Raw genomic sequence first — 24,736 nt, 5'->3', positions numbered from 1 at the left:
GCGGGGCGAGTAGCGTCGGGCCGCCTGGGTACGCCGAAGCGCACCGCCCACGTCGTCGAGCCGCGAGGAGACCCATGCAGCCCGAGCTGATCGGCGGCCGCTACCGCGTCGAGGACGTGATCGGCCGCGGGGGCATGGGCACCGTGTGGTCCGCCCGTGACGAGACGCTCCACCGCGTCGTCGCCGTCAAGCAGGTGGGTCGGCTGCCCGGTGAGTCCGTGACCGACTCCGCCCGCGCGCTGCGCGAGGCGCGGTCCTCGGCCGGTCTCAACCACCCGCACGTCGTGACCGTCTTCGACGTCGTCGAGGAGGCCGGCCACCTGTGGCTGGTGATGGAGCTGGTCCCCGGCCGGTCGCTGTCGCAGATCATCAAGCAGGACGGGCCGCTCGAGCCCGCCGCGGTGGCCGACCTCGGGGCGCAGGTCGCCGACGGGCTGGCGGCCCTGCATGCGGAGGGCACGGTCCACCGCGACGTCAAGCCCGGCAACGTGCTGGTGCGCCACGACGGCGTCGCCAAGATCAGCGACTTCGGCATCGCCCGGACCGCCGGTGACGCCACGCTCACCCACGCCGGGAGCATGACCGGCACCCCGACGTACTTCTCCCCGTCGCTCGCCCGCGGCGGCTCCCCGGCGCCCGAGGACGACGTCTGGGCGCTCGGTGCGACGCTGTACGCCGCCGTCGAGGGCCGACCGCCCTACGAGCAGCAGCCGAACCCGATCGCCGTGCTGCACGAGATCGTCTCGAGCCCGCCCGCCCCGCCGACCCGCGCCGGCGTGCTGACCCAGGCGCTGGAGGGGATGCTGGACCGCGACCCCGGGTCGCGCTGGTCGATGGACGAGGCCGCCCACGTGCTGCGCCGCGTCGCCGACCAGCACCGCGGCGACGCCACGCTGCACCAGACCCGCGAGCAGACCCGTGCGGCCGCGGCGGCGGCCCCCCGTCCGACCCCGCAGCCGTCCCGCCAGCGCGCCGAGGAGGAGCCGCGGCGTACGGCACCGGTCGTGATCGCGGCGACGCCGCCGTCAGGTCCCCGCCGCGGCGACGACCGCTCGCGGCACCGGGCCTGGCCGCTCGTCCTGGCCGCCCTGCTCGTGGTCGGTCTCGTCGCCGGGGCCTGGCTCGTGGCCCGGCAGCTCGGCGAGGGCGACGCCGGTGCGGGTGCGGCCGAGCCGACCGCCTCACCGTCGCAGGAGCAGTCCGGGGGGAGCCGGACCGCCTCTCCGAGCCAGGGCCCGACCGCCAGCCCGAGCGAGAGCCCCAGCGCGTCGGCCCCGGCCGGCGAGGTCGCGGCCAAGGAGCAGACCGTCCGCGACTACTACGCCGCCGCCCCGGGAGGCACGGACGAGGCCTGGGCGATGCTGGGTCCGAGCCTGCAGGCGCAGGGGCGTGCTTCCTACGACCGGTTCTGGCGCGGCATCGAGTCGGTCGACGTGCAGCAGGTCGGCGCCACCGAGGGCAGCGACGACGTCCGGGTGCGGCTCGTCTACACCCGCGCCGACGGCAGCACCTCGACCGAGAACAAGGTCGAGGGCCTGGTCGAGGACGGCGAGGGCGGCTGGCTGATCGACACCGACCGCGCCGGCTGACGGCCGACGGCCCCGGCGCCCAGGCGCCCGACCTGCTCAGCCGCGCAGGCGGCCCATCCACTCCTCGACGGCGTCGGGCTCGCGCGGCAGGGCCTCGGAGAGGTTGCGGCACCCGTCGGACGTCACGACCAGGTCGTCCTCGATGCGGATGCCGATGCCGCGCAGCTCCGCAGGCACCAGCAGGTCGTCCTCCTGGAAGTAGAGCCCCGGCTCGACGGTGAGCACCATGCCCTCCTCCAGCGGCCCCCCGGGGTACGTCGAGGGGTCGGTCGCCGCGCAGTCGTGGACGTCCATCCCGAGCATGTGGCTGGTGCCGTGCAGCGTCCACCGGGCGTAGACGCGGCTGTCGGGGGCGAGCGCCTCCTCCGGGCTGACCGGCAGCAGGTCGAGGTCGGCCAGGCCGTGGGCCAGCACCCGCATCGCCGCCTCGTGCGGCGCCCGGAACGCGTTGCCCGGCCGCACCGCCTCGAAGCCGGCCTGCTGCGCCTGCAGCACCAGCGTGTAGAGGTCGCGCTGCAGCGGGGTGAAGCGCCCGTCGACCGGGAGGGTGCGGGTGACGTCGGCGGTGTGCAGCGAGGTCGCCTCGGCGCCCATGTCGAGCAGTACGAGCGTGCCGGGGGTCAGCTGGCCGGTGTTCTCGATCCAGTGCAGCGTCGTGGCGTGGGAGCCACCGCCCACGATCGAGTCGTAGCCGAGGTCGTTGCCCATCGCGCGGGCGCGACGGAAGAAGGTGCCCTCGATCCAGCGCTCGCCGAACTCCAGCGCCCGGTCCCACTCGCGCACCGCGTCCTCGAACCCGAGCGTGGTGATGTCGCAGGCGGCCTGCAGCTCGTCGAGCTCCCAGGCGTCCTTGACCAGCCGCAGCTCCGAGAGCACCCGGGCCAGCTCCTGGTCACGGCCCTCGTCGGCGGCCACGAGCCCGTCGACGCGGGCGTCGACACCGCGGAGCACGCGCGTCTTGGCGGCGCCGGTGAGCCGGTCGGGGAGCTCGTCGACGTGGCGGGTCTCGACGCCCAGGGAGTCCGAGAGCTCGCGCAGGGAGGGGCGGCTGCCGGCCCACAGCTCGCCGTACTGCCGGTCGCGGAAGAACTCGTCGGTCTCGCGCGAGCTGCGCGGCCGGGCGTAGAGCACGCTCTCGCCGGACTCCACGACCAGCACCGCGTCGGAGGTCTGGTTGCCGCTCAGGTGGGTGTGCGCGGTCTCGGCACGGAAGCGGTAGTCGGTGTCATTGGCCCGGACCTTGAAGCCGCCGGCCGGCACCACGAGGCGCTCGCCGGAGAACTGCTCGGCCAGCCGCTCCCGTCGGGCCGCCGCCCAGGGCACCACCGGGTGGGGCGTGAGGACCCGCTCGCGGTCGGCCCAGCCGGTGCGCATGAACGCGGCGTAGGCGTCCGGGACGGGCGGGTCGTGGCTCTCGACGTGCTGCTCGCTCTGGTTCTCGCTCACCGCGTCATGCTACGTCCGGCGCCGGTCGTCACGCCGATACGCTGTCGGCCATGCAACGACGCCGCAGCTCCGCCGCGTTCACCGTCGTCGTCTCGGTCGTGATGCTGGTCGGGGCGCTGGTGATGGGCCTGGTGCTCTTCCTCAGCGGCACCCCCGGGGCGCTGGCGGTCGGCCTGGTGCTGGCAGCGCTGCCCGTGGCCCCCCTGGTCGGCGTCTACATGTGGCTCGACCGCTACGAGCCCGAGCCGCGCTCGCTGCTGGTGCTGGCGCTGGGCTGGGGAGCGTTCGTCGCGACCTCGGTGGCGCTGGTGCTGCAGCTCGCCGACAGCGCTGTGCTCGGCACCGGCGAGGGCTGGTCCTCGGCCGTGGTCGCCCCGGTCACCGAGGAGGCGACCAAGGGCCTGTTCATCCTGCTGCTGCTCTTCTTCCGGCGTCACGAGCTCGACGGCGTCCTCGACGGCCTGGTGTACGCCGGCATGGTCGGCATCGGCTTCGCCTTCACCGAGAACATCCTCTACCTGACCTCGGCGTACGCCGGTGAGGACGGGGTGCCGGGCGGCTTCTCCGGCGCGGTCGGCCTGTTCGTCGTACGAGGGATCTTCAGCCCGTTCGCCCACCCCTTCTTCACCTCCTTCATCGGCATCGGTGTCGGCCTCGCGGTCACCAGCCGCAGCTGGGCGGTCCGCGTGCTCGCCCCGCTGGGCGGCTACGTGCTCGCGGTGCTGGCCCACGGGGCCTGGAACGGCTCCCTGGTGATCGACGACGGCGCCAACGCGTTCACGACCTACCTCTTCCTCATGGTGCCGGCCTTCCTGCTGCTCAGCGGGTTCGCGGTCTGGTCGCGCCAGCGCGAGCGCCGGGTGCTGACCCGCGCCCTGGACGACTGCGCGCGCCGCGGCTTCCTCGACCCCGCCGAGGTGCCGTGGCTGGCGCGCATCTCCGCGCGCCGCTTCGCCCGGAGGTACGCCGAGCGCGCCGGCGGGCAGCAGGGCCGGCGGGTGATGGTCGCCTACCAGGGCGAGGCCGTGGAGCTGGGCTTCCTGCACCACCGCTACCTGCGCGGCGTCGCGCCGTCGGACTTCGCCGTGCGCGGCCAGTCCCACGTCGAGGCGATGCGCGTCCTGCGGCCCGGCCTGCTCTGGCCGCAGCCCTCCCGGGACACGCCCGGCCACATGCCCGTGGTGCACCAGCAGCAGTCCCCGCAGTCCGCGCAGGCGCAGGATCGAGGTCCCTGGTGAGCGACGCGACGACGATGCTCGAGGTGCTCGACCGGCTCCGCACGGTGCTGTCGCAGGTGCGGCTGCCGTTGGAGGTCACCGGTGTCGCGGCCCAGCGCACCCGCAGCCGCGAGCTGGCCGAGCAGCTCGAGGACTACGTGCTGCCCCGGCTGCGTCAGATCGATGCCCCGCTGCTCGCGGTGGTCGGCGGCTCGACCGGCGCCGGCAAGTCGACGCTGGTCAACTCGCTCGTCGGCCAGGTGATCAGCGAGCCGGGCGTGCTGCGCCCGACCACCCGCAGCCCGGTGCTGGTGCACCACCCCGACGACGCCGGCTGGTTCGACCGCCAGCGCGTGCTGCCCGAGCTCGAGCGCACCGCCCGCGCCACCGACGACCCCGGCGCGCTCCGGCTCGTCGCCGCCGCCAGCGTCCCCCAGGGGCTGGCCCTGCTCGACGCGCCCGACATCGACTCGGTCGAGGAGCGCAACCGCACGCTGGCCACGCAGCTGCTCGGCGCGGCCGACCTGTGGCTGTTCGTGACGTCGGCGGCGCGGTACGCCGACCAGGTGCCGTGGGACTTCCTGCGCACCGCGGCCGAGCGCAGCGCGGCCGTGGCCATCGTGCTCGACCGGACGCCGCCCGAGGCCGTGGTGGAGGTCTCCCACGACCTCGCCCGGATGCTGAGCTCGCGCGGCCTGCGCGACTCCCCGCTCTTCACCGTCGAGGAGGCGCCGCTGGACGGCTCCGGGCTGCTGCCGGGATCGGCCGGGGTCGAGGAGATCCGTGGCTGGCTGGCCGAGCTCGGCGCGGACGCCGAGGCGCGCAGCCAGGTCGTCCGGCAGACCCTCGACGGCGCGATCCGCACCGTGGCCAAGGACAGCTTCGCCGTCGCCCAGGCGTGCGAGGCGCAGTCGGCGGCGCGGGCCTCGTTGATGACCGACGTCGACGCGGCGTACGACCACGCGGTGCGGGAGGTCGACGAGGCCACGGCCGACGGCACCCTGCTCCGGGGCGAGGTGCTCGCGCGCTGGCAGGACTTCGTCGGCACCGGCGAGATGATGCGGGCGCTGGAGTCGCGGATCAGCTGGCTGCGCGACCGCGTCACCAACGTGCTGCGGGGCAAGCCGCAGCAGGCCGAGCGGGTCACCGTCGCGCTCGAGACCGGGCTGCAGTCGCTGCTCCTCGAGCACGCCGAGGCCGCCGCCGAGCGCGCCGACGCGGCCTGGCGGGGGAGCCCGGCCGGGCGCCAGGTGCTCGAGGCGGGCGGGCGCGACCTCTCGCGGGCCTCGCGGGAGTGCCGCGACCGCAGCGAGCGGCTGGTGCGCGACTGGCAGCAGGGCGTGCTGGAGCTGGTGCGCAGCGAGGGCGCCGAGAAGCGCAGCACCGCGCGCTTCCTCGCCTTCGGCGTCAACGGCCTGACGGTCGCGCTCATGGTCGTCGTCTTCGCCTCCACCGGTGGCCTGCTCGGAGCCGAGGTCGGCATCGCCGGCGGCTCGGCGGTGGTGGGCCAGAAGCTGCTGGAGGCGGTGTTCGGCGACCAGGCGGTGCGACGTCTCGCCGAGGCAGCCCGGGCCGACCTCGAGCGCCGGGTGCGCGAGCTGATGGACCACGAGCGGGCCCGCTTCGTCGAGCTCGTCGAGGGTCTCGACACCGGGGAGGACGCCGCCGTGGAGCTGCGGGCGCTCGCCCGTCGCGTCGACGACCTCCGCTTCGCCGAGCGTGGGGGGGAGGCCTCGTGAGCGGGGTGGTCGAGGGCGCCCGTCGCCTGCTGCGACGCGGCGACCGGCTGGAGGAACGCGTCGCCGGCCTGCAGGAGGCCGCCGAGGCCTCCCGCGGCCGGGTCGACGACGCCGTGGTCGACCGGGCCGACGCCGTCGTGCGCCGCGCCGGCACGCGGCTGCGGCTGGCCGGGGGACACACCGTGGTGGCGCTGGCCGGCGCGACGGGGTCGGGCAAGTCCTCGACGTACAACGCGCTGGTGGGGCTCGACATCGCCGCCACCGGCGTACGCCGCCCGACGACGTCGCACGCCGCCTCCTGCACCTGGGGCGAGGACCCCGCCACCGAGCTGCTCGACTGGCTCGAGGTGCCGCCGCGCCACCGGGTGGTGCGCGACTCGCTGCTCGACGACGAGGTGCGCGAGGACCACGCCGCCCTCGAGGGCCTGGTGCTGCTCGACCTGCCCGACCACGACTCCACCGAGGTCGCCCACCACCTCGAGGTGGAGCGGCTGATCGCGATGACCGACCTCATGGTCTTCGTGCTCGACCCCCAGAAGTACGCCGACGCGGCGCTCCACCAGCGCTTCCTGGCGCCGCTGGCGACCCACCGCGACGTGATGCTGGTCGTGCTCAACCACGTCGACCGGGTCCCGGCCGAGCGCCGCGACGCGGTGATGGGAGACGTACGCCGCCTCCTCGCCCTCGACGGCCTCGAGGGCGTGCCCGTGCTGGCCACCTCGGCCCGCACCGGCGAGGGCGTCGACGAGCTCCGCTCGGAGATCGCCACCCGGGTCCGCGACAAGGCGGCCTCCCGCGCCCGGCTCGCCGGCGACGTCACTGACGCCGCCCAGGGGCTGGCCGCCGCCACCGGGGGCGCCGACCCGCGCGAGCTGCGCGAGAAGGACCGCCGCGGCCTGCACGACGCGCTGGCCGACGCCGCCGGTGTGCCCGTCGTCGTCGACGCGGTGGCGCGCGCCACCACCGTCCGGGGCCGTCAGGCCACGGGGTGGCCGGTGACGGCCTGGCTCTCGCGCTTCCGGCCCGACCCGCTGCGACGGCTGCACCTCGATCGCCGCACGAGCGGCAAGGACCTCGTGGTCGCCGCCCGCTCGTCGCTGCCCGGCCCCGGGCAGGTGCAGCACGCCCGGGTCGAGTCCGCGGTGCGCGGCCTCAGCGACCGGGTGGCCGAGGGCCTGTCCCCGGACTGGTCGCGTGCCGTACGACGCGCCTCGACCTCGCGGTTCGACGAGCTCGACGACCGGCTCGACCGGGTCGCGAGCACCACCGACCTCGGCATGGACGGGCTGCCGGCGTGGACCCGCGGCGTACGCCTGCTGCAGTGGGTGCTGCTGGTGGCCGCGGTGGTCGGCGCGCTCTGGCTGGGGGCGCTGGCGTTCCTGGCCTACCTCCAGCTGGCCGACCTGGCGGCGCCCGACTACCAGGGGCTCCCGGTGCCGACGCTGCTGCTCCTCGGCGGGGTGGTGCTGGGGCTCGGCCTGGCGCTGCTGTCGCGGCTGCTGATCCGCCTCACGGCCCGCTCCCGGGCCCGCCGGGCCGAGAAGCGGCTGCGCGTGGGCGTGGTGGAGGTGGCCGACGACCTCGTCGTGGGCCCGCTGCAGGCGGAGCTGGCCGCGCACCGGCGCGCGGTCGAGGGTCTGCGCACCGCGCGTCGCTAGGTCCCGCGAGGCGCCACCTCGCCTCCACAGGGCGGTCCGGCAGCACGGTCCTCCACAGCTCGGGAGCCGGGGGTGCGCGGGCGGGCCGTCACGGCTGGACTCGTCGGTGTCGAGACCGAGCACCGTGGAGGAGAAGTCGTGAACGAGAGCACCGTGATCGTGCCGGGTTGGGTCGGCGGCGACGTCGACCTGCGCGAGGTGGGGGAGAGCCAGGTGGCGTCGTTCCGCCTGGCCTCGACCCCGCGCTACCAGCGCCAGGGCGAGTGGGTCGACGGGCCCACGTCGTGGTTCACCGTCAACTGCTGGCGCGGGCTGGCGCGCCACGTCGCGGGGTCCGTGCGCCGCGGCGACGCGGTCGTCGTGCACGGCCGGCTCCGCGTGGACACCTGGACCCGCGACGACGGGTCGACCTCGACCACGGTGGTGGTCGACGCCACCTCGGTGGGGCACGACCTCAACCGCGGCACGGCCACCTTCACCCGGCCTGCGCGGCGCGACGGCTCCGCCGCCGAGCCCGGCCCGGCGGTGGAGCCGGCCGGCGCACCGGCGGTCGAGCCGGTGGTGGAGGAGGGCCGCCCGGCCGCCTGAGACCGGGCCCCGGACAGGCCCGGTCAGGCGCGTCCGGTCGGGGCTCCCCACGCCTCGGCGCGGCGTCGGACGTCGTCGGGCACCTCGTCGTGGGAGTCGGGGTTGCTGACCACCCCGTCGCAGGCGCGGCGCAGCGGCAGCACGCCTGCCCAGGCCCCGTCGGACACGTCCTCGGCGTCGTCCCCGACGTCGCCCTCGCGGACCTTGACCGAGGCCTCCGCGAGCGGCACCGCGAGCACGACGGTGGCGGCCAGCTCCTTGCGGGACATCGGGCGCAGCGTCGCGGCGCGGCCGGGGACGACCTGGTCGACGATGCCGTCCAGGGCACGGTGGCGCTCGTCCGCGTCGGTGACCAGCCGGGCGCGGCCCAGGACCACGGCCGAGCGGTAGTTCATGGAGTGGTGGAACGCCGAGCGGGCGAGCACCAGGCCGTCGAGCTCGGTCACGGTCACCGCCACCTCGGTGCCCTCCATCCGGCCCAGCCAGCCGGCGCCGACCGAGCCGTGCAGGTAGAGGGTGCCGCCCTCGTCGGGACCGGCCGGGTCCACGGCGTACGCGCTGGGGAGCACGACCGGGCGTCCGTCCCGGACCACGCCGACGTGGGCGACCAGTCCGTCGGCGAGCAGGGCGTGCAGCGAGGCCGGGTCCGTGCGGCCGCGCTCGCGCAGCCGCGTGATCCGGGTGCCGGGGGTCGAGGACAGGGCGGAGGAGGTCATGGGTCCAGCCTGAGGGTGAAGTGGACCGGTGTCATGGTCCACTTGAGGCCCAGACCAGCAGTCCAGTCAGGAGCCGCCGTGGCGCACCCCAGCCTGCCGCTGCGTCCGCTGGACCGCACCGACCCGGCTCCGCTGCCGGCGCAGGTGGCGGCCCAGGTGCGGGCGCTGGTGCTCGACGGGACCCTGGTGCTGCACGACCGGCTGCCGGGGTCGCGCACCCTGGCGGTCGAGCTCGGGGTGTCCCGGGCCGTGGTGCAGCAGGCCTACGACCAGCTGGTCGCGGAGGGGTGGGCGGCTGCCCGCCACGGGTCCGGCACGGTGGTCGCGTCCACCGGCCTCACGCCGACCTCGCAGCGTGGCCCGCGCGTCCCGGAGCCGTCGGGCGACCTGGTCCGCCTGGACACGGGCACGCCGTGGGTCGACCCGCGGCAGCGGGCCGGCTGGCGCCGGGCGTGGCGCGAGGTCTCGGCCGCCCACCCGCCGCCCGGCTACGACGACCCGCGCGGCCTGCACGCCCTCCGCGAGGCGATCGCCGAGCGCCTGGCCCGGACCCGCGGCCTGGCGGTCCACCCCGACGAGGTGATGACCACGAACGGCACCACCGACGCGCTGCGCCACCTGCTGCTGAGCCTGCCGCCGGGTGCCGTCGCGGTGGAGGACCCGGGCTACCGGGCGGTGGTGGCGCTGGCCGGGGCCGTGGGGCGCGAGGTGGTCGACCTCGAGCCGGGTCGGGCCCCGGCGTCGCTCGCGGGCTGCGCCGCGGCGTACCTCACCCCGGCGCACCAGCACCCGCTCGGCACCGTCCTCCCGGCGCCCGCCCGGCTGGCCACGCTCGAGGTGGCCCGGGCCGCGGGGACGCTGGTCGTCGAGGACGACTACGACTCGGAGTTCCGCTGGGACGTCGCGCCCGTCCCGGCGATGGCGGCGCTGGACCGCGACCGCGTCGCCTACGTCGGCACCGCGTCGAAGTCGGTGTCGCCGAGCCTGCGGCTGGGCTGGCTGGTGGCGCCGCCGGCGATCCACGACCGGGTCGTCGCGCTGCGCGCGGCCACCCACGACGCGGTGCCGTGGCCGGTGCAGCGGGCGTTCCTGTCCCTGCTGCGCGACGGGTACGTCGACCGCGTGGTCCGCGCCGGGCGTCGCGTCTACGCCGACCGGCTGCCGCGGGTCGTCGAGGCGCTGTCGCCGTACGCCGAGCTGACCGCGCCGCCGGCCGGGATGTACGTCGCCTGGCGGATGCCCGCGGACCGGGCTCGGGCCGCCCGCGACGCTGCCCGCGAGGCCGGCTTCGAGGTCCCGATGCTCGCCGACCACTGCCGGCGGGCGGGCGACACCGGCCTCGTGCTCGGGGTGGGCGGCTGCACCGACGAGGAGCTCGACCGGGCGCTGGCCGCGCTGGTGGCGGGGTGCCGGCGAGGAGGGGAGCGGGACGGTGCTCCCGGGAGCCCTTAGGCTGGGACCACCATGGCTGACTACGTCTACACGCTCTACAACGTCCGCAAGGCCCACGGCGACAAGGTGGTGCTCGACAACGTCACGCTGTCGTTCCTGCCCGACGCCAAGATCGGCGTCGTCGGACCCAACGGCACCGGCAAGTCCACCCTGCTGAAGATCATGGCGGGGCTCGACCAGGCCAACAACGGCGACGCGATGCTCGCCCCCGACGCCACCGTCGGCATGCTCCAGCAGGAGCCGCCGCTGTCGGAGGGCCGCACCGTCCTGGAGAACGTCGAGGAGGCGGTCGGCGAGATCAAGGGCAAGCTCGACCGCTACAACGCCATCTCCGAGGAGCTGGCCGACCCCGACGCGGACTATGACCGGTTGCTCGCCGAGATGGGCGACCTGCAGACCGACCTCGACCACGCCAGCGCCTGGGACCTCGACAGCCGCCTCGACCAGGCGATGGACGCGCTGCGCTGCCCGCCGCCGGACGCGATCGTCGACCACCTCTCCGGTGGTGAGCGCCGCCGCGTCGCGCTGTGCAAGCTGCTGCTCCAGCAGCCCTCGCTGCTGCTCCTCGACGAGCCCACCAACCACCTCGACGCCGAGTCGGTGGCCTGGCTCGAGGGCCACCTCGCGAGCTACCCCGGCGCCGTCCTGGCCGTGACCCACGACCGCTACTTCCTCGACAACGTCGCCACCTGGATCCTCGAGCTCGACCGCGGTCGCGCACACCCCTACGAGGGCAACTACACGACCTACCTCGAGACCAAGAAGGACCGCCTCAAGATCGAGGGGCAGAAGGACGCCAAGCGCGCCAAGGCCCTCGAGCGCGAGCTCGAGTGGGTCCGCTCCAACGCCAAGGCGCGGCAGACCAAGAGCCGCTCGCGCCTCGCGCGCTACGAGGAGATGGCGGCCGAGGCCGACCGGATGCGCAAGATCGACACCTCCGAGATCAACATCCCCGCCGGTCCCCGGCTGGGCGACGTGGTCCTGGAGGCCGAGCACCTCGGCAAGGGCTTCGACGGCCGCACCCTGCTCGACGACCTGTCGTTCTCGCTCCCGCGGGCCGGCATCGTCGGCGTCATCGGCCCCAACGGCGTCGGCAAGACCACGCTGTTCCGGATGATCGTGGGCCAGGAGGAGCCCGACAAGGGCACGCTCGACGTCGGCAAGACCGTCAAGATCTCCTACGTCGACCAGAGCCGCGGCGGCATCGACCCCCGCAAGAACGTCTGGGAGGTCGTCTCCGACGGCCTGGACTTCATCAAGGTCGCCAACTTCGAGATGAACTCCCGCGCCTACGTCGCGTCGTTCGGCTTCAAGGGCCCCGACCAGCAGAAGAAGGCCGGCGTGCTCTCCGGCGGCGAGCGCAACCGGCTCAACCTGGCGCTCACGCTGAAGATGGGTGGCAACATGCTGCTGCTCGACGAGCCCACCAACGACCTCGACGTTGAGACGCTGTCCTCGCTCGAGGACGCGCTCCTGGAGTTCCCGGGCTGTGCGGTGATCACCTCGCACGACCGGTGGTTCCTGGACCGCACCGCCACCCACATCCTGGCGTGGGAGGGCACCGAGCAGGACCCGGGCCGCTGGTTCTGGTTCGAGGGCAACTTCGCGGCCTACGAGGCCAACAAGATCGAGCGCCTCGGCATCGAGGCCGCGCGGCCGCACCGCGTGACCCACCGCCGCCTCACCCGCGAGTGAGGGCAGCAGCGCCCGGGCTCAGCCCGGGCGCTGGGCCTCGTCGCGGATGTCGGCGCCGGCCGGCAGGTCGCGCAGCAGGCGGTCGCTGACCTCGTCGAAGATCCGACCCAGGGCGGCGAAGTCCTCGGGCGAGGCGAGGTCGACGAGGTGCTGGCGCACCCCGCGCACGTGCGTGGGCGCCGCCTGTACCAGGAGGTCGCGGCCCTGCGGCGTCATCACCGCCACCACCCCGCGGCCGTCGGACGCCGAGGCGTGGCGCTCGACCAGGCCGGCCCGCTCCATCCGCGCGATCGTGTGCGTCACCCGGCTGCGCGAGTGCGACATCGAGTCGGCCAGCAGCGCCATCCGCATCCGGCCGTCCTCGGCCTCGGACAGCCGCACCAGGATCTCGTACTCGCTGAACGAGAGCTCGTGCTCCGCGCGCAGCTCACGGTCGAGCTGGTGGAGCAGCAGCTCCGAGCCCATGATGAAGGCGCGCCAGGCCTGCTGCTGCCCGGTCTCCAGCCACGTGACCTCGTCGTGTCCACTCCCCATGGCCGGAGTGTAGGTGCGACGACGCCGCCGCGACCCACCCGGAGGGGCGTGAAGCGGCGGCGTCGGGTCGGGCCGTGGGTCAGACGCGCTCGAGGATCATGGCCATGCCCTGGCCGCCACCGACGCACATCGTGATCAGGCCGGTGGACTTGTCGTGCCAGTCCAGCGAGTTGATCATCGTGTTCTGCAGCCGCGCCCCGGTCATGCCGAAGGGGTGACCGACGGCGATGGCGCCGCCGTTGACGTTGAGCCGGTCGAGGTCGATGCCGAGCTCCTGGTACGACGGGACGACCTGGGCCGCGAACGCCTCGTTGATCTCCACCAGGTCGATGTCGCCGATCGACATGCCGGCGATGGCCAGCGCCCGCCTGGTCGCCTCGACGGGGCCGAGGCCCATGATCTCGGGGGACAGCCCGCTGACGCCGGTCGAGACGATGCGCGCGAGCGGGGTCAGGCCCAGCTCGGCCGCCTTGGTGTCGGACATGACGACCACGGCGGCCGCACCGTCGTTGAGGCCGCAGCAGTTGCCGGCCGTGACCACGCCGTCGGGCCGGAAGACCGGCTTCAGGCCGGCGACCGACTCGTAGGTGACGCCGGCGCGCGGGCCGTCGTCGGCGCTGACGACGGTGCCGTCGGGGGTGGTGACCGGGGTGATCTCGCGGGCCCAGAAGCCATCGGCGATGGCCTTCTCGGCGAGGTTCTGGCTGCGCACGCCGAACTCGTCCAGCTCCCGGCGGTCCAGGCCGCGCAGGTTGGCGACGTTCTCGGCCGTCTGGCCCATGGCGACGTAGATGTCGGGCAGGTCGCCGTCCTCGCGCGGGTCGCGCCAGTCCTGGCCGCCCTCGGCAAGCTTCGCGCTGCGCGACTGGGCATCGTCGAAGCGGGGGTTGACGGTGCCGGGGAGGTGGTCGGAGGTGCCCTTGGCGAACCGCGAGACGGTCTCGACGCCGGCCGAGACGAACACGTCGCCCTCACCGGCCTTGATGGCGTGCAGCGCCATCCGGGAGGTCTGCACCGAGGAGGAGCAGTAGCGCGTCACGGTGGTGCCCGGCACGGAGTCCAGGCCCAGCAGCGTGGAGACGACGCGGCCCATGTTGAAGCCGGACTCGCCGCCGGGGAGGCCGCAGCCCAGGATCAGGTCGTCGATCGTGGTCGGGTCCAGGGCCGGGATCTTGTCCAGCGCGGCTCGCACGGCCAGGGCCGTGAGGTCGTCGGGACGGAAGTCCTTGAGCGAGCCCTTGTTGGCACGCCCGATGGGGGTGCGGGCTGCGGACACGATCACTGCCTCGGGCATGGGTGCTCCCTGGTCTCGGAGGTGACTACCGACCGGTAGCCGCCTGCCAGCCTAGACGCCCCTCCGCGGGGTCAGGGACGGGCGGCCACGAGCTGCTCCAGGAGCAGGCCGACGGCGGCCTCCAGCCCGGCGGCCCGCCCCTCCGGAGGCTCCCGCAGGCTGCGCAGCAGCACCCCGTCGAGCGCCGCGACCAGCGTGCTCGCCCGCAGCGAGGTCTCCTGGGCCGTCCAGGCCGGATGGGCGCGGGCGACGGCGTGCTCCACGACGTGGACGAGCCGCTCGCCGTGCGCCCGCACCGGCACCGCGAGCTCGGGCTGGCGGGTGCTCTCCAGCGACAGCTCCATGCGCGCGACGAGCAGGTCGGGGTCGCGCAGCCAGCCGCGCAGCACCGCCGAGGTGGCCCGCAGCGCGTGGTCGGGGTCGACCCCGTGGGCCTCGAGGTCGGCGGTCAGGGCGTCGATGTCCGCGGCGAGCCGGTGCACGACGTACTCCGTGAGGCGGGTGAGCAGCGCCAGCCGCGTGCGCATGTACGCCGAGCAGGTGCCCTGCGCGAGCCCCGCCTCCTGGTCGACCGCCCGGTGGGTCAGGCCGCGCAGCCCCGCGCGGGCGACGACCCGGACGCCCGCCTCGAGGAGTCGCCGCTGGCGCTCGGAGAAGCCGGGGGAGGGCGCTGCCACGGGTCTCCCTCCTCCAGCGGTGCGTCGGTGACGCAGGACACTACCGGCCGCCTGGTCCCGGTCTTTCTACAGACGTAGAGTCGGTTCTACACACGTAGAAAGGATGTCCCCCCATGAGCATCGTCGTGCTGCCCCACCTGCTGACCTTCCTGGTCGGCTTCGCCGTCCTCACCGGCCTCGCGCTGGTCCTCGCCGCGGTCGCGCTCGTCGCCACCACGCCGGTCGTGGCGCAGAACCGTCGGACCCGGCTGCGCCGCCACGAGGGCGTGCTGCACTACTACGGCCACCTCGCCCTGGGTCACTGATCCGCCTCTGGGAGCATCTGCGCGTGCCCCACACCTGTGCCGTTCCGCTGCGCTGGGCCGACATGGACCTGCTCGGCCACGTCAACAACGTGACCTACCTCGACTACCTGGCGCAGGCCCGCGCGGCGTTCCTCGCCGACCTGGGGGCCGGGTCGGGGCGGGTCACCGGCCACCGGATCGACTTCGCGGCCCCGCTGGTCTTCGGCCGGCGCCCGGTCCTGGTCGACACCTGGGTGAGCGACGTCGACGGAGCCGAGCTGCGGCTCGCCCACCTCGTCCGGGACGAGGCGCCGTCGGGCAGCGTCACCCACCTCCGGGCCGAGACCACGGTGGTGCTGGACGACGCGCCCGACCACAGCCTCCGCGCCCGGCTCGAGGACCTGCGCGACGAGCCGCTCGCCTGGCGCGAGGTGCGGGGCGAGCGCCGACCGGGTCGCCACCACCTGGCGCTGTCCGTGCGCGGCTCCGACCTCGGTGCCGACGGGCTGGTCCGCGACGACGCGGTCGTGGAGTTCTTCCAGGAGAGCCGCATCCTCTACTTCATGGACCTGCACGAGCGGGGCCAGGACTGGGGCCGCGTCGTGGTGGCCCGCACCGACGTCGGGCTGCTCGCCCCGGTGCGGCCGCGCGCGGCGGCGTACGACGTGCAGGCGTGGGTCGCCCACGTGGGGCAGAAGTCGTTCGTCGTGCGCTCGGAGCTGCGTGACCCCGACGCCGGGGACGCCGTGCTCGCGACCGGGCTGGTGGTGCTGGTCGGCTTCGACCTCGACACCCAGCGACCGGTCGCGCTCACCGACCCGCAGCGGGAGCGGCTGCGGGCCGAGCTGGCCTGACCGGCCGGCTACCGCCCGGGGCGCGGGACCTCCTCGGGCTCCTCCAGGGTGTTGACCATGAACTGCGCGGCGTGGGTGACGTAGTCCCAGAACTGCTGGTCCTGCTCGGGCGGCAGTGCGACCTCGTCGAGGGCGTCGCGGAAGTGGCGCAGCCAGTGCTGGGCCGCGGTCGGCGTCACCGGGAACGGCGCGTGCCGCATCCGCAGCCGCGGGTGGCCGCGACGCTCGGAGTAGGTGGTGGGCCCGCCCCAGTACTGCTCGAGGAACGAGGCGAAGCGGTCCTCGGCGGGACCGAGGTCGGCCTCGGGGTACATCGGCCGCAGCACCTCGTCCTGCGCTACGCCCGCGTAGAAGCGGTGCACGATGGCGCGGATCGTCGGGCTGCCGCCGATCTCGTCGTAGAAGGTGCTCACCCCCTCATCATGACGGCCGGGCCCGACGGTCAGCGCAGCGAGGTGACGTAGCGCCGGGCGCGGTCGATGCTGCGCAGCGAGGACTCCCAGGTGACGCCCACGACGAGCAGGGCCACCCCGACGGCGCCGATGGTGACCCAGCGGGGGACGGCGTCGGCGACCGGCCCGAGGTGGCGCAGCACCAGCACGGCGGTGACCGCGGCACCGACGGCGAAGGGCGCCGCGAGCCGCTGGGTGACGCCCCACGCCAGGGTCAGTACGGCGGCGGCGCCGACCAGCGCGCCGCGGAGCGAGACCGGGTCGGCCAGGGCCAGCAGCAGGCTCGGGACGAGCGCGAGCACCAGACCTGAGCCCAGAACCCGGGCGCTGCCGATCGTCGCGTCGCGACGCAGCCGCAGGGTGCCGACGGCGAGCAGCAGCGCGGCGGCCGGCAGCGTCACCAGCTCGGGCGCCGTCACCTCGGCGACCACCCGCAGCAGCGTGGCGGTCGCCAGCAGGGCCGTGGCGAGCCAGGCGAGCGGCTCACGGTCGCGGTGCAGCACCGCCAGCAGGGCGACCGCCGAGCCGGTGACGGTGAGCGCGACCGCGGCCTCCGCGGCGCCGGGGGCGAGGGCGACGGCCCCCGCCGCGGCCACCAGGGCGGCTGCCTCCAGCGCGACCCGCGTGGCGGCCAGCCGGGTCACCGGCGCGGCGAGCAGGCCCACCACGGCGGCGTACGACGCGAGGGTGACGGCCTGCGCGGTCTCGCCCACGTCGAGCTGGGCGCCCCAGGTCAGCAGCGCGACCCCGCCCAGCAGCACGCCGACGGCGGCCAGCAGCGCGGCTGAGGTCGCGGCCCGCTCGCGGTCGCGCAGCAGCGCCGCGGCCAGCGCGGGCACCGCGAGCGCGGTGGCGACGGCGGCGGGCAGCCAGGCCTCGTCGGACCCGGCGGAGAGGCCCAGGGCCAGCATCGCGACGTACGCCGCGACCGCCGACGCGGCGACCGCGGCCGGCACCTCGTGGCGCCACCACCAGGCCGCCCCGGCCGCGACCCCGGTGGCGAGGAGACCGCCCAGGGCGGCGGTCCAGCGCACCGGCTCCAGGCCGAGCAGCAGCACGAGCAGGCCCAGCGCCAGCACGCCGGGAGCCGCGGCCAGGACGATGCCGCGGGCCGTGGCGGGGGAGACGGGGACGTCGGGCTCGGCCGCGTGCCGCAGCAGAGAGGCGGCGCCGAGCACGACGCCGACCGCGATCACGGCGGCCGTCCAGGAGGACACCGCGCCGTCGGAGGGCGCCGGGAGCAGGCCGGTGGCCGGTGCGGTCGGCCCGGTGGCGACCTCGCCGACGACCACCAGCGACCGGCCCGCCAGGACGAGGCCGAGCAGCAGCGTGCCGACGGCTGCCAGCACGGCGCCGGCCCGTGCCCAGGTCGGGGAGGCCAGGGCGCTGACCGCAGCGAGGAGGAGCACCGAGACGACCATCGCCACCTCGTCGGCCGAGGACGACCCCAGCGTGGCGGGCGCGTTGGCGGCCGCGACGACCGGGAGCAGCGCCAGCCCGGCCGCCCAGGGCCGGGCGAGGGGCGGCACCCGGGGCGCGTGGACCGCGACCGCGGCGAGCAGGGCCGCCGCGAGCAGCGGCCACCAGCGGCCCTGGGCCCACCAGGTGGCGGCCTCGAGCGGCTCGAGGCTGCGGACGACGCCGGCGGCCAGCAGCACCAGCCAGCTCACGGGGGCCAGCGCCAGCAGCCCGAGGCCGGCCCCGCGCACACGGGGCCGGACGACCAGCCCGAGCCCGGTGGCCACGACGACGGCCAGCGTCGAGGCGAGCGCGGGGTCGGGGCGGGTCCACGCCTGGGCGGCGGCCACCAGGGCGGCCCCGGCGACGGCGACCGCCTGCATCGACCACACCGTGCCCAGCGGCGTACGACGGGCCAGCAGCGCGACCCCGAGACCGAGGCCCAGCAGGGCGGTGCCGACCAGCGCGTGCCCGGCGCGGTCGGGCAGCGCGTCGAGCCCGAGCAGGCCCGAGGCGCGGGCGGCGTACAGGTCGATCGTGAGCATGCCGGCGGTGACCACCCACATCACCTCGGCCGAGGCCCGCAGGCCGCGGCGGGTCATCAGGCCGGCGACGCCGCCCAGGGACGCCGTGACCGCCAGCAGCACGAGGGTGCGGCCCAGCAGCCCGAGCAGGCTCCACGCGACGCCGACGAAGATCAGCGCGAAGACCATCAGGCACAGCCCGCCGAGGGTGAGCAGCACGACCGGGACCGACGACGCCGGGACGCCGGTGCCGCGACCGGGAGGCGGCGGGGGGACCGGCGCGGACGACGTCGCAGCGGTGGCGGGGGCGGCCACGGGCACGCTCGCCGGGACGCTCGCCGGGACGCTCGCCGGGACGCTCGCCGGGACGGCGACCGGGACCGCCGCGCGCAGCCGCTCGACCAGCGCGTCGGCCGACTGCATCACCCCCCACAGCTCGACCGCGAGGGGGCCGCGCAGGTGCAGCCCGCAGCCGCGGCACCGGCCGTCCGGGTCCAGGTCGGCCCGGCAGTCCGGGCACACGCGGGGGTCGGCGAGTCGGCTCATGGCCCGATCATCGGCCCGGGCGGGGCCCGACGCCGTCCGGCGCGCTACTCGACCGCGGAGAGTAGCCCTACTCAGCCCCTGCCGGGGAGGCAGGAGCCGCAGGGGCCCCGGGTGCGTCGTGGTGCCACACCACCCGCTGGGGGAGCGGGATCACGATGCCCTCGTGGTCGAAGCGGGCCTTGATCCGCTGCCGCATCTCCCGGGCGACGGCCCACTGCTCCAGCGGCGCGGTCTTGAGCGTCACCCGCACCGCCACGGCGTCGGGGCCGAGGTTCTCCACGCCCCAGACCTCGGGCTCCTCGATGACCAGGTCGCGGAAGTCCTCGTCGTCCCACAGGCCGTGGGCGACCTCCTCGAGGATCCGACGCACGCGCACGAGGTCCTCGTTGTAGCCCACGTTGACGTCGAGCACGGTGCGCGCCCAGTTCTGGCTCTGGTTGCCGACGCGGAGGATCTCGCCGTTGCGGACGTACCAGACGGTGCCGTTGACGTCGCGCACCCGCGTCACGCGCAGGCCCACCGCCTCCACGGTGCCGACCGCCTCGCCGAGGTCGACGGCGTCGCCGACGCCGTACTGGTCCTCGATCATCATCATCACGCCGGAGAGGAAGTCCTTGACCAGGTTCTGGGCGCCGAAGCCGATGGCCAGGCCCAGGACGCCGGCGCTGGCCAGGATCGGGGCGACGTCGACGCCGATCTCCGAGAGCGCCATCACGAAGGCGATGCCGAAGACCACGGTGGTGCCGATGCTCTTGAGCAGCGTGCCCAGGCTGCGGGCGCGCTGGGCCCGGCGGGTGTGGCCGGCGCGGCCGCCGGGGGCGGGCGTCACCGTGGCGCGGCGTACGACGCGGTCGACCGCCTTGCTGGCCAGCCACCGCACCACGAGGGCGCCGACCAGGATGGCCACGATGGCGGCCGGCTTGCCGATCAGCCAGGTGGCCGCCCGGGCCAACGCCTCGTTGCCGGTCCACTCGAAGACGGCGGCGCAGGTCCAGCTGTCGCTCTCCTGGCACTGGGTCGGCATGTCGAGCAGGGGGGTGGGGACGAGCATGTGAGGGAGGCTACGAGCCCGCGTGGAGCCCGACCAAGCCCAGCCCGGCTATCCTGGGAGTGTGTTGACTCACGACTCCGGCCGTCGCGCCCGCCGTGTCCGCCGCACCCTGCTCGCGCCCGCCGGCGCCCTGGGCCTCGTGCTCGCGGCGGCGGCGGTGACCCCGGCCTCGGCCGACACCCCCGCCGCGTGGGAGCAGGCGCCCGACGTCTCGGTCCTGGGCTTCCTGCTCGTGCTCGTGATCATCCCGGTCGGCATCGCCGCCGTGGTGGCGCTGCTGACGGTGCTGCCCTCGATGGCCCGCGACAAGGGCTACGAGCAGGGCGCCGCCTGGCGGGGCGAGCCGGAGTGGTTCGGCGGCCCCACCAAGGGCCTCGGCGCCGCCGACCAGGTGACGCCGGAGCAGATCGAGTCGGCCGGCAAGGGCGCGGGTGGCACCAGTGCCCACTGGTGAGTTCAACGGCGCCCAGCAGGCGGAGATCGACCGCGCCATCCGCAACGCCGAGACGGTCTGCCGCTACGAGTTCTCGGTCTACGTCGGTGCCGCGCAGGGCGAGCCCGGTGCCTACGCCCACCGGCTGCACGCCGCGCTGGCCAACCCGGCCCGCAGCGTGATGGTGCTCGTCGACCCGGCCGCCCGCCGGCTCGAGGTCGTCACCGGCGAGGTCGTGCGCCGCACGCTCAGCGACGAGGCCGTCCGCCTCGCCGTCGCCGGCATGCAGAGCTCCTTCGCCGCCGGCGACGTCGTCGGTGGCGTCAAGCACGGCGTGTCACAGCTCGCCGACGCGGCCCGCGCACCGCGCTCGCTCCACGGCAGCTGAGCCGCAGCGCGAGCGGCGGGCGCCGGGGCTCGCCGACCGGGCAGCTGTGCTCGGCCAGAACTCGCCGACCGGGCAGTTGTGCCGCGTCGTACGCCGGCGCGCTGGCCACACCTGCCCGCTCGGCGTCGCCGGGCTCAGCAGAAGTGCCCGCTCGGCGTCGCCGGGCTCAGCACACGTGCCCGCTCGGCGCTAGCCCCGGTCGTGCGCCTGACCGGCGAGGTAGCGCTCCACGTCGGCCGCACCCTCGCGCACGTAGCGCTTCGCCGCCGGGTTGGCCGGTGACTCGCGCAGCCACGTGGTGACCTGCTCGAGCAGCTCGGGCGAGGCCATCGGCCGAGGGAACAGCCACTCCAGCGCCGTCGAGGCGCGCTGGGTGCCCTTGTCCTCCCACAGCGTCTCCGCGACCTCGAGGTAGCGCGCGACGTAGGGCCGCAGCACCTCCTCCTGGCCGGGCTGCATGAAGGCCAGGACCACGCTGCGCTGGGTCTCGTTGGGCACGTCGTCGCGGACCACGGCCAGCTCCCACGCGGCGGCCTTGGCCTCCGCGGTCGGCCGGGCGGCGCGGGCGGACGCCGCGCGCTCCTGGCCGGAGATGGTGTGGTCGCGCTCCAGCTCGGCGTCGATGCGCGCGTCGTCGGCCGCACCCTCGCGCGCCAGCGCGGAGAGCAGCGTCCACCGCAGGTCGGTGTCGACGACCAGGCCCTCGATGCCGGCGGTGCCGTCCAGCAACCCCTCCAGCAGCGCCACCGACTCCTCGCTGCGCGCCGCCGAGGCGAGCGCCCGGGAGAAGGTCAGCTGGTGGTCGCTGCCGGGCTCGGCCGCGTCGAGCAGGTCGCGCAGGCCGCCCTCCCACCGGGCGCGCAGCGCGGGCCGGTGGGCCGGGTCGGAGAAGTGGTGCACGGCCTGGCTGGCGTAGCCGGGGATGCGGGAGGAGCCGAACGCGTCGGTCTCGCCGGCGATGTTGCCCAGCACGAGCTCGACGAAGTCGGTGGCCCGCATCTCGGCGTCGCGGGTCATGTCCCAGGCGGCGCCCCAGCACAGGGCGCGGGCCAGGCTGTCGTCGAGCCGGCCGAGGCCGCCGACGACGGTGGCGAGCGAGCGCTCGTCGAGCCGGATCTTGGCGTAGGTCAGGTCGCCGTCGTTGAGCAGCAGCAGGTCGGGCTGGCGTACGCCGACCAGCTCGGCGACCTCGGTGGTCTCGCCGTCGACGTCCACCTCCACCGACGTACGACGCACCAGGTGGCCGTCGACCTCGTCGTAGAGCCCGATGCCGAGCCGGTGGCGGCGCAGCGTCGGGTGCTCGACCGTGGCGGTCTGCTCGATGCGGAACGCGGTGTAGGCGCCGTCGGCGTCGGTCTCCGAGCGCGGGGTGAGGGTGTTGACGCCGCTGGTCTGCAGCCACTCCTTGGCCCAGGAGTCCAGCTCGCGGCCCGAGGCGGTCTCCAGCGCGCTCAGCAGGTCGCTGAAGTCGGAGTTGCCGAAGGCGTGGGCCCGGAAGTAGGCCCGCAGCCCGACCAGGAAGTTCTCGAGCCCGACCCAGGCGACCAGCTGCTTGAGCACCGAGGCGCCCTTGGCGTAGGTGATGCCGTCGAAGTTGACCTCGACGGCCTGCAGGTCGTGGTTGTCGGCCGCGATCGGGTGGGTGCTGGGGAGCTGGTCCTGGCGCAGCGCCCAGTTCTTGCGGGCGTTGGTGAAGCCGGTCCACGACTCGTCGAACTCGGTCGCCTCCACCGCCGCGTGGTAGCAGGCCCACTCGGCGAAGGACTCGTTGAGCCACAGGTCGTCCCACCAGCGCATGGTGACGAGGTCGCCGAACCACATGTGGGCCATCTCGTGGAGGATCACCGAGGCCCGGAACTCGTAGAACGAGGCGTCCTGGCGGCTGCGGGGGAGGTACTCGTCGCGCAGCGTGACGGCGCCGGCGTTCTCCATCGCACCCATGTTGTACTCCGGCACGTAGAGCTGGTCGTACTTGCCGAACGGGTAGGGGTAGTCGAAGGCCTCCTCGAAGAAGGCGAAGCCCTGGCTGGTGAGCTTGACCAGCTCGGCGGTGTCCATGTGCTCCACCAGCGACTGCCGGCAGTAGTGGCCGAGCGGGATGTCGCCGTGCTTGCCGCGGTAGACGTCGTGCTCCGCGTGGTACTCGCCGGCCACGATCGCGGTGATGTAGGTCGACATCGGCTCGGTCGCCGGGAAGTGCCACACCGCGCGGCTGCCGTCGAGGGCCTCGGGCTCCGGGGTGGCGGCGTTGCTCACCACGACCCAGTCGGCGGGGGCCGTCACGTGGAAGGTGAAGCGGCTCTTGAGGTCGGGCTGCTCGAAGGTGGTGTAGACGCGGCGGGCGTCGGGGACCTCGAACTGGGAGTAGGTGTAGACCCGGTCGTCCGCGGGGTCGACGAAGCGGTGCAGGCCCTCGCCGGTGCGGGAGTAGGGGAGCGTGGCGCGCACGACCAGCTCGTTGTCGGCCTGCAGCCCGGCCAGCGCGATGCGGTGGTCGGCGTACACCTGGGAGGCGTCGAGGGCGGTGCCGTTGAGGACCACCTCGTGCACGGTCGCGCCGACCAGGTCGGCGAAGGTCTCCGCCCCGGTCTCGGCGCAGCGGAAGCGCAGCGTGGTGGTCGACTCGAAGGTGGTCTCGCTCGAGGTGAGGTCGAGCGCGACGTCGTACGACGCCACCTCCAGGAGGCGGGCGCGCTGCTGCGCCTCGTCGCGGGTCAGGTTGGTTCCAGGCATGGGACCGATCATGTCACTCGGGAATCAGCGGCCGTCCGGCTAGGTTCGCCCACCATGAGCAAAGACCGCGCCGACTTCTGGTTCGACCCCCGCTGCCCCTTCGCCTGGATCACCTCACGCTGGATGCTCGAGGTCGAGCAGGTGCGTGACGTCGAGGTGCACTGGCACGTGATGAGCCTGGCCTATCTCAACAAGGACAAGGACATCCCGCAGGACTACCGCGACATGCTCGACGCGGCCTGGGGTCCGGTGCGGGTGTGCATCAAGGCCGAGCAGGAGCACGGCAGCGAGGTGCTGCTGCCGCTCTACACCGCCATGGGCACCCGCATCCACGTCGAGGGCCAGGAGTTCGGCAGGCAGATCGCGGTCGACGCCCTCGCCGACGCCGGTCTCCCGGCCGAGCTGATCGAGGCCTACGACGACGCCTCGCTCGACGAGGCCGTAGCGAAGAGCCACCACGAGGGCATGGACGCGGTCGGCGACGACGTCGGCACGCCGACCATCCACATCAACGGCACCGCGTTCTTCGGCCCCGTGATCACCAAGGCGCCGCGCGGCGAGGAGGCCGGGAAGCTGTGGGACGGCTGCGTCGCGGTGGCGTCGTACCCGCTGTTCTTCGAGCTCAAGCGGAGCCGTTCGGCCGAGCTGGACTTCAGCTAGCCCGGCCGGGGGTCACCGCGTTCACCGTGCGGTGGGCCACCTCGATGGCCGCCTGGACCGAGGGCACGCGTCGCGCGACGTAGTCGTCCTCCCAGTCGCCCTCGACGATCGCCCTGGCCCGTGCCGAGACCGTCGCGGCCGGGACCGGGCCGCGCTCGACCACCGCGTGGGACAGACCGAGGCCGTGGAGCAGGGCGACCAGGCCGGCGGAGCTCGCGTCGGCGGCGTAGCCGTGCACGAGGATGGCGGTCAGCGCACCGCGCGTGCGCCTCTCCTGCTCCCCGTCGACCGCCGGCCACACCGTGGCGGGGAGCCCGAGGAACCGGCCCCGGCGCCGCTCCACCAGGCCCCGGTCGACCAGTCGCTGCAGGAGCGCGTCGCGCTGTCCTCGGCCGAGCCGCTTCACCACGGCGAGGGAGTCGCCCTCCTCCGCGGCCACCACGTCGTACGCCGAGCGCAGCACCGGGAGGCCGGGCAGCGTCCCCACGACCCGGACCGTGCCCCCGACCAGGAACCCCCACCTGCGCGTGGGTGCCTGCACCGTGACGTAGCCGAGCCTGGCCAGGTCGAGCAGGTGGGCGGCCCCGAGCACGGCGTCGAGGCGGTCGGCGCGGCTGAGCAGCCCCGACTCGTCGTCGAGCAGCAGGAGCAGCAGCTTCTCGCCGGTCGAGGTGTACTCCGGGGTCATGCCACGACGGTAGGCAGTGCCTGCGCGGAAGGCGCCCCCACCCCGCTGCTGAGGGAGGTG

Annotated in this window: 22 protein-coding genes; 12 read left to right on the top strand and 10 right to left on the bottom strand. The window is 74.8% G+C overall.

Going from position 1 to position 24,736, the window contains the following annotated elements; genetic code table 11:
- Positions 1-74 precede the first annotated feature (74 nt).
- Entirely contained in the window at positions 75-1,589 is a 1,515-nt protein-coding gene (locus tag EDD33_RS12720; RefSeq protein ID WP_123391305.1) for a serine/threonine-protein kinase, read from the top strand.
- Positions 1,590-1,625: 36 nt separating this feature from the next.
- Here EDD33_RS12720 and EDD33_RS12715 read toward each other — a convergent pair whose 3' ends face one another.
- Complete coding sequence (locus tag EDD33_RS12715) at positions 1,626-3,035, bottom strand: aminopeptidase P family protein (RefSeq protein ID WP_246003505.1); 1,410 nt, start codon at positions 3,033-3,035, stop codon at positions 1,626-1,628.
- A gap of 50 nt (positions 3,036-3,085) precedes the next feature.
- Between EDD33_RS12715 and EDD33_RS12710 the strand changes: the two genes are divergently transcribed.
- The 4 genes from EDD33_RS12710 to EDD33_RS12695 all read left to right on the top strand — a co-directional run bounded on the left by EDD33_RS12710 (position 3,086) and on the right by EDD33_RS12695 (position 8,237).
- Positions 3,086-4,273, top strand: a complete 1,188-nt coding sequence (locus EDD33_RS12710) for a PrsW family intramembrane metalloprotease (RefSeq protein WP_123391303.1) — start codon at positions 3,086-3,088, stop codon at positions 4,271-4,273.
- Positions 4,270-5,991, top strand: coding sequence for a dynamin family protein (locus EDD33_RS12705; protein ID WP_246003504.1), 1,722 nt, complete (start codon positions 4,270-4,272; stop codon positions 5,989-5,991). Before EDD33_RS12710 ends, EDD33_RS12705 begins: the two co-directional genes overlap by 4 nt.
- Positions 5,988-7,649, top strand: coding sequence for a GTPase (locus EDD33_RS12700; RefSeq protein WP_123391301.1), 1,662 nt, complete (start codon positions 5,988-5,990; stop codon positions 7,647-7,649). Before EDD33_RS12705 ends, EDD33_RS12700 begins: the two co-directional genes overlap by 4 nt.
- 138 nt (positions 7,650-7,787) lie before the next feature.
- The gene (locus tag EDD33_RS12695; RefSeq protein ID WP_123391299.1) at positions 7,788-8,237 is read left to right on the top strand and encodes a single-stranded DNA-binding protein; all 450 of its coding nucleotides are present in this window, start codon (positions 7,788-7,790) and stop codon (positions 8,235-8,237) included.
- Positions 8,238-8,260: 23 nt separating this feature from the next.
- On the opposite strand, the gene EDD33_RS12690 is transcribed toward EDD33_RS12695, so the two are convergent.
- The gene (locus EDD33_RS12690; RefSeq protein ID WP_123391296.1) at positions 8,261-8,953 is read right to left on the bottom strand and encodes a pyridoxamine 5'-phosphate oxidase family protein; all 693 of its coding nucleotides are present in this window, start codon (positions 8,951-8,953) and stop codon (positions 8,261-8,263) included.
- 78 nt (positions 8,954-9,031) lie between these two features.
- On the opposite strand from EDD33_RS12690, the gene EDD33_RS12685 reads away from it, so the two are divergent.
- Together EDD33_RS12685 and ettA are read left to right on the top strand one after the other, a co-directional pair.
- Entirely contained in the window at positions 9,032-10,405 is a 1,374-nt protein-coding gene (locus EDD33_RS12685; RefSeq protein ID WP_246003503.1) for an aminotransferase-like domain-containing protein, read from the top strand.
- Positions 10,406-10,417: 12 nt separating this feature from the next.
- Entirely contained in the window at positions 10,418-12,100 is a 1,683-nt protein-coding gene (gene ettA, locus EDD33_RS12680; RefSeq protein WP_123391294.1) for an energy-dependent translational throttle protein EttA, read from the top strand.
- A gap of 18 nt (positions 12,101-12,118) precedes the next feature.
- Here ettA and EDD33_RS12675 read toward each other — a convergent pair whose 3' ends face one another.
- From EDD33_RS12675 to EDD33_RS12665, 3 genes are all read right to left on the bottom strand, one after another.
- Entirely contained in the window at positions 12,119-12,634 is a 516-nt protein-coding gene (locus EDD33_RS12675) for a MarR family winged helix-turn-helix transcriptional regulator (RefSeq protein WP_123391292.1), read from the bottom strand.
- 79 nt (positions 12,635-12,713) lie between these two features.
- Complete coding sequence (locus EDD33_RS12670; RefSeq protein ID WP_123391290.1) at positions 12,714-13,928, bottom strand: acetyl-CoA C-acetyltransferase; 1,215 nt, start codon at positions 13,926-13,928, stop codon at positions 12,714-12,716.
- Between the two features lie 71 nt (positions 13,929-13,999).
- Complete coding sequence (locus EDD33_RS12665) at positions 14,000-14,605, bottom strand: TetR/AcrR family transcriptional regulator (RefSeq protein WP_123391288.1); 606 nt, start codon at positions 14,603-14,605, stop codon at positions 14,000-14,002.
- A gap of 113 nt (positions 14,606-14,718) precedes the next feature.
- Between EDD33_RS12665 and EDD33_RS20565 the strand changes: the two genes are divergently transcribed.
- Positions 14,719-14,910 carry a hypothetical protein gene (locus EDD33_RS20565; protein ID WP_123391286.1) on the top strand — a complete coding sequence of 64 codons (192 nt, stop codon included), beginning with the start codon at positions 14,719-14,721 and terminating at the stop codon, positions 14,908-14,910.
- A 23-nt stretch (positions 14,911-14,933) separates the two neighbouring features.
- Positions 14,934-15,743, top strand: coding sequence for an acyl-CoA thioesterase (locus EDD33_RS12655; RefSeq protein WP_148077071.1), 810 nt, complete (start codon positions 14,934-14,936; stop codon positions 15,741-15,743).
- 8 nt (positions 15,744-15,751) lie between these two features.
- Here the strand turns inward: EDD33_RS12655 and EDD33_RS12650 are convergent, their stop codons facing one another.
- From EDD33_RS12650 to EDD33_RS12640, 3 genes are all read right to left on the bottom strand, one after another.
- Positions 15,752-16,156 carry a globin gene (locus tag EDD33_RS12650; protein ID WP_123391282.1) on the bottom strand — a complete coding sequence of 135 codons (405 nt, stop codon included), beginning with the start codon at positions 16,154-16,156 and terminating at the stop codon, positions 15,752-15,754.
- 29 nt (positions 16,157-16,185) lie between these two features.
- Positions 16,186-18,723: an SCO7613 C-terminal domain-containing membrane protein gene (locus EDD33_RS12645; RefSeq protein WP_123391280.1), complete on the bottom strand. Its 2,538-nt coding sequence runs from the start codon at positions 18,721-18,723 to the stop codon at positions 16,186-16,188.
- A 67-nt stretch (positions 18,724-18,790) separates the two neighbouring features.
- A complete protein-coding gene (locus EDD33_RS12640) occupies positions 18,791-19,774 on the bottom strand; it encodes a mechanosensitive ion channel family protein (protein ID WP_246003502.1) in 984 nt (327 codons plus the stop codon).
- 61 nt (positions 19,775-19,835) lie between these two features.
- On the opposite strand from EDD33_RS12640, the gene EDD33_RS12635 reads away from it, so the two are divergent.
- Both EDD33_RS12635 and EDD33_RS12630 read left to right on the top strand, forming a co-directional pair.
- Positions 19,836-20,228 (top strand): hypothetical protein, encoded by a 393-nt coding sequence (locus EDD33_RS12635; RefSeq protein WP_123391278.1) that lies wholly within the window; start codon positions 19,836-19,838, stop codon positions 20,226-20,228.
- Positions 20,215-20,595, top strand: a complete 381-nt coding sequence (locus tag EDD33_RS12630; RefSeq protein ID WP_123391275.1) for a DUF5130 family protein — start codon at positions 20,215-20,217, stop codon at positions 20,593-20,595. Before EDD33_RS12635 ends, EDD33_RS12630 begins: the two co-directional genes overlap by 14 nt.
- 189 nt (positions 20,596-20,784) lie before the next feature.
- Here the strand turns inward: EDD33_RS12630 and pepN are convergent, their stop codons facing one another.
- Complete coding sequence (pepN, locus tag EDD33_RS12625; RefSeq protein ID WP_123393392.1) at positions 20,785-23,328, bottom strand: aminopeptidase N; 2,544 nt, start codon at positions 23,326-23,328, stop codon at positions 20,785-20,787.
- Between the two features lie 54 nt (positions 23,329-23,382).
- Here pepN and EDD33_RS12620 point away from each other — a divergent pair, with 54 nt between their 5' ends.
- Complete coding sequence (locus tag EDD33_RS12620) at positions 23,383-23,988, top strand: mycothiol-dependent nitroreductase Rv2466c family protein (RefSeq protein WP_123391273.1); 606 nt, start codon at positions 23,383-23,385, stop codon at positions 23,986-23,988.
- On the opposite strand, the gene EDD33_RS12615 is transcribed toward EDD33_RS12620, so the two are convergent.
- The gene (locus tag EDD33_RS12615; protein WP_123391271.1) at positions 23,981-24,676 is read right to left on the bottom strand and encodes a GOLPH3/VPS74 family protein; all 696 of its coding nucleotides are present in this window, start codon (positions 24,674-24,676) and stop codon (positions 23,981-23,983) included. The two genes, EDD33_RS12620 and EDD33_RS12615, sit on opposite strands and share 8 nt — an antisense overlap.
- Between the last annotated feature and the right edge of the window lie 60 nt (positions 24,677-24,736).

Origin of the sequence: Nocardioides aurantiacus, assembly GCF_003752505.1 — a bacterium.
Lineage (GTDB): Bacteria > Actinomycetota > Actinomycetes > Propionibacteriales > Nocardioidaceae > Marmoricola > Marmoricola aurantiacus.
This window is presented reverse-complemented; position numbering and strand designations above follow the sequence as displayed.

Bases quoted from the DNA above. Each gene is read 5' to 3' on its own strand.
- EDD33_RS12720 (WP_123391305.1), top strand. From the start codon at position 75: ATGCAGCCCGAGCTGATCGGCGGCCGCTACCGCGTCGAGGACGTGATC.
- EDD33_RS12710 (WP_123391303.1), top strand. From the start codon at position 3,086: ATGCAACGACGCCGCAGCTCCGCCGCGTTCACCGTCGTCGTCTCGGTC.
- EDD33_RS12690 (WP_123391296.1), bottom strand. From the start codon at position 8,953: ATGACCTCCTCCGCCCTGTCCTCGACCCCCGGCACCCGGATCACGCGG.
- ettA (WP_123391294.1), top strand. From the start codon at position 10,418: ATGGCTGACTACGTCTACACGCTCTACAACGTCCGCAAGGCCCACGGC.
- EDD33_RS12675 (WP_123391292.1), bottom strand. From the start codon at position 12,634: ATGGGGAGTGGACACGACGAGGTCACGTGGCTGGAGACCGGGCAGCAG.
- EDD33_RS12670 (WP_123391290.1), bottom strand. From the start codon at position 13,928: ATGCCCGAGGCAGTGATCGTGTCCGCAGCCCGCACCCCCATCGGGCGT.
- EDD33_RS20565 (WP_123391286.1), top strand. From the start codon at position 14,719: ATGAGCATCGTCGTGCTGCCCCACCTGCTGACCTTCCTGGTCGGCTTC.
- EDD33_RS12645 (WP_123391280.1), bottom strand. From the start codon at position 18,723: ATGAGCCGACTCGCCGACCCCCGCGTGTGCCCGGACTGCCGGGCCGAC.
- EDD33_RS12640 (WP_246003502.1), bottom strand. From the start codon at position 19,774: ATGCTCGTCCCCACCCCCCTGCTCGACATGCCGACCCAGTGCCAGGAG.
- pepN (WP_123393392.1), bottom strand. From the start codon at position 23,328: ATGCCTGGAACCAACCTGACCCGCGACGAGGCGCAGCAGCGCGCCCGC.
- EDD33_RS12620 (WP_123391273.1), top strand. From the start codon at position 23,383: ATGAGCAAAGACCGCGCCGACTTCTGGTTCGACCCCCGCTGCCCCTTC.
- EDD33_RS12615 (WP_123391271.1), bottom strand. From the start codon at position 24,676: ATGACCCCGGAGTACACCTCGACCGGCGAGAAGCTGCTGCTCCTGCTG.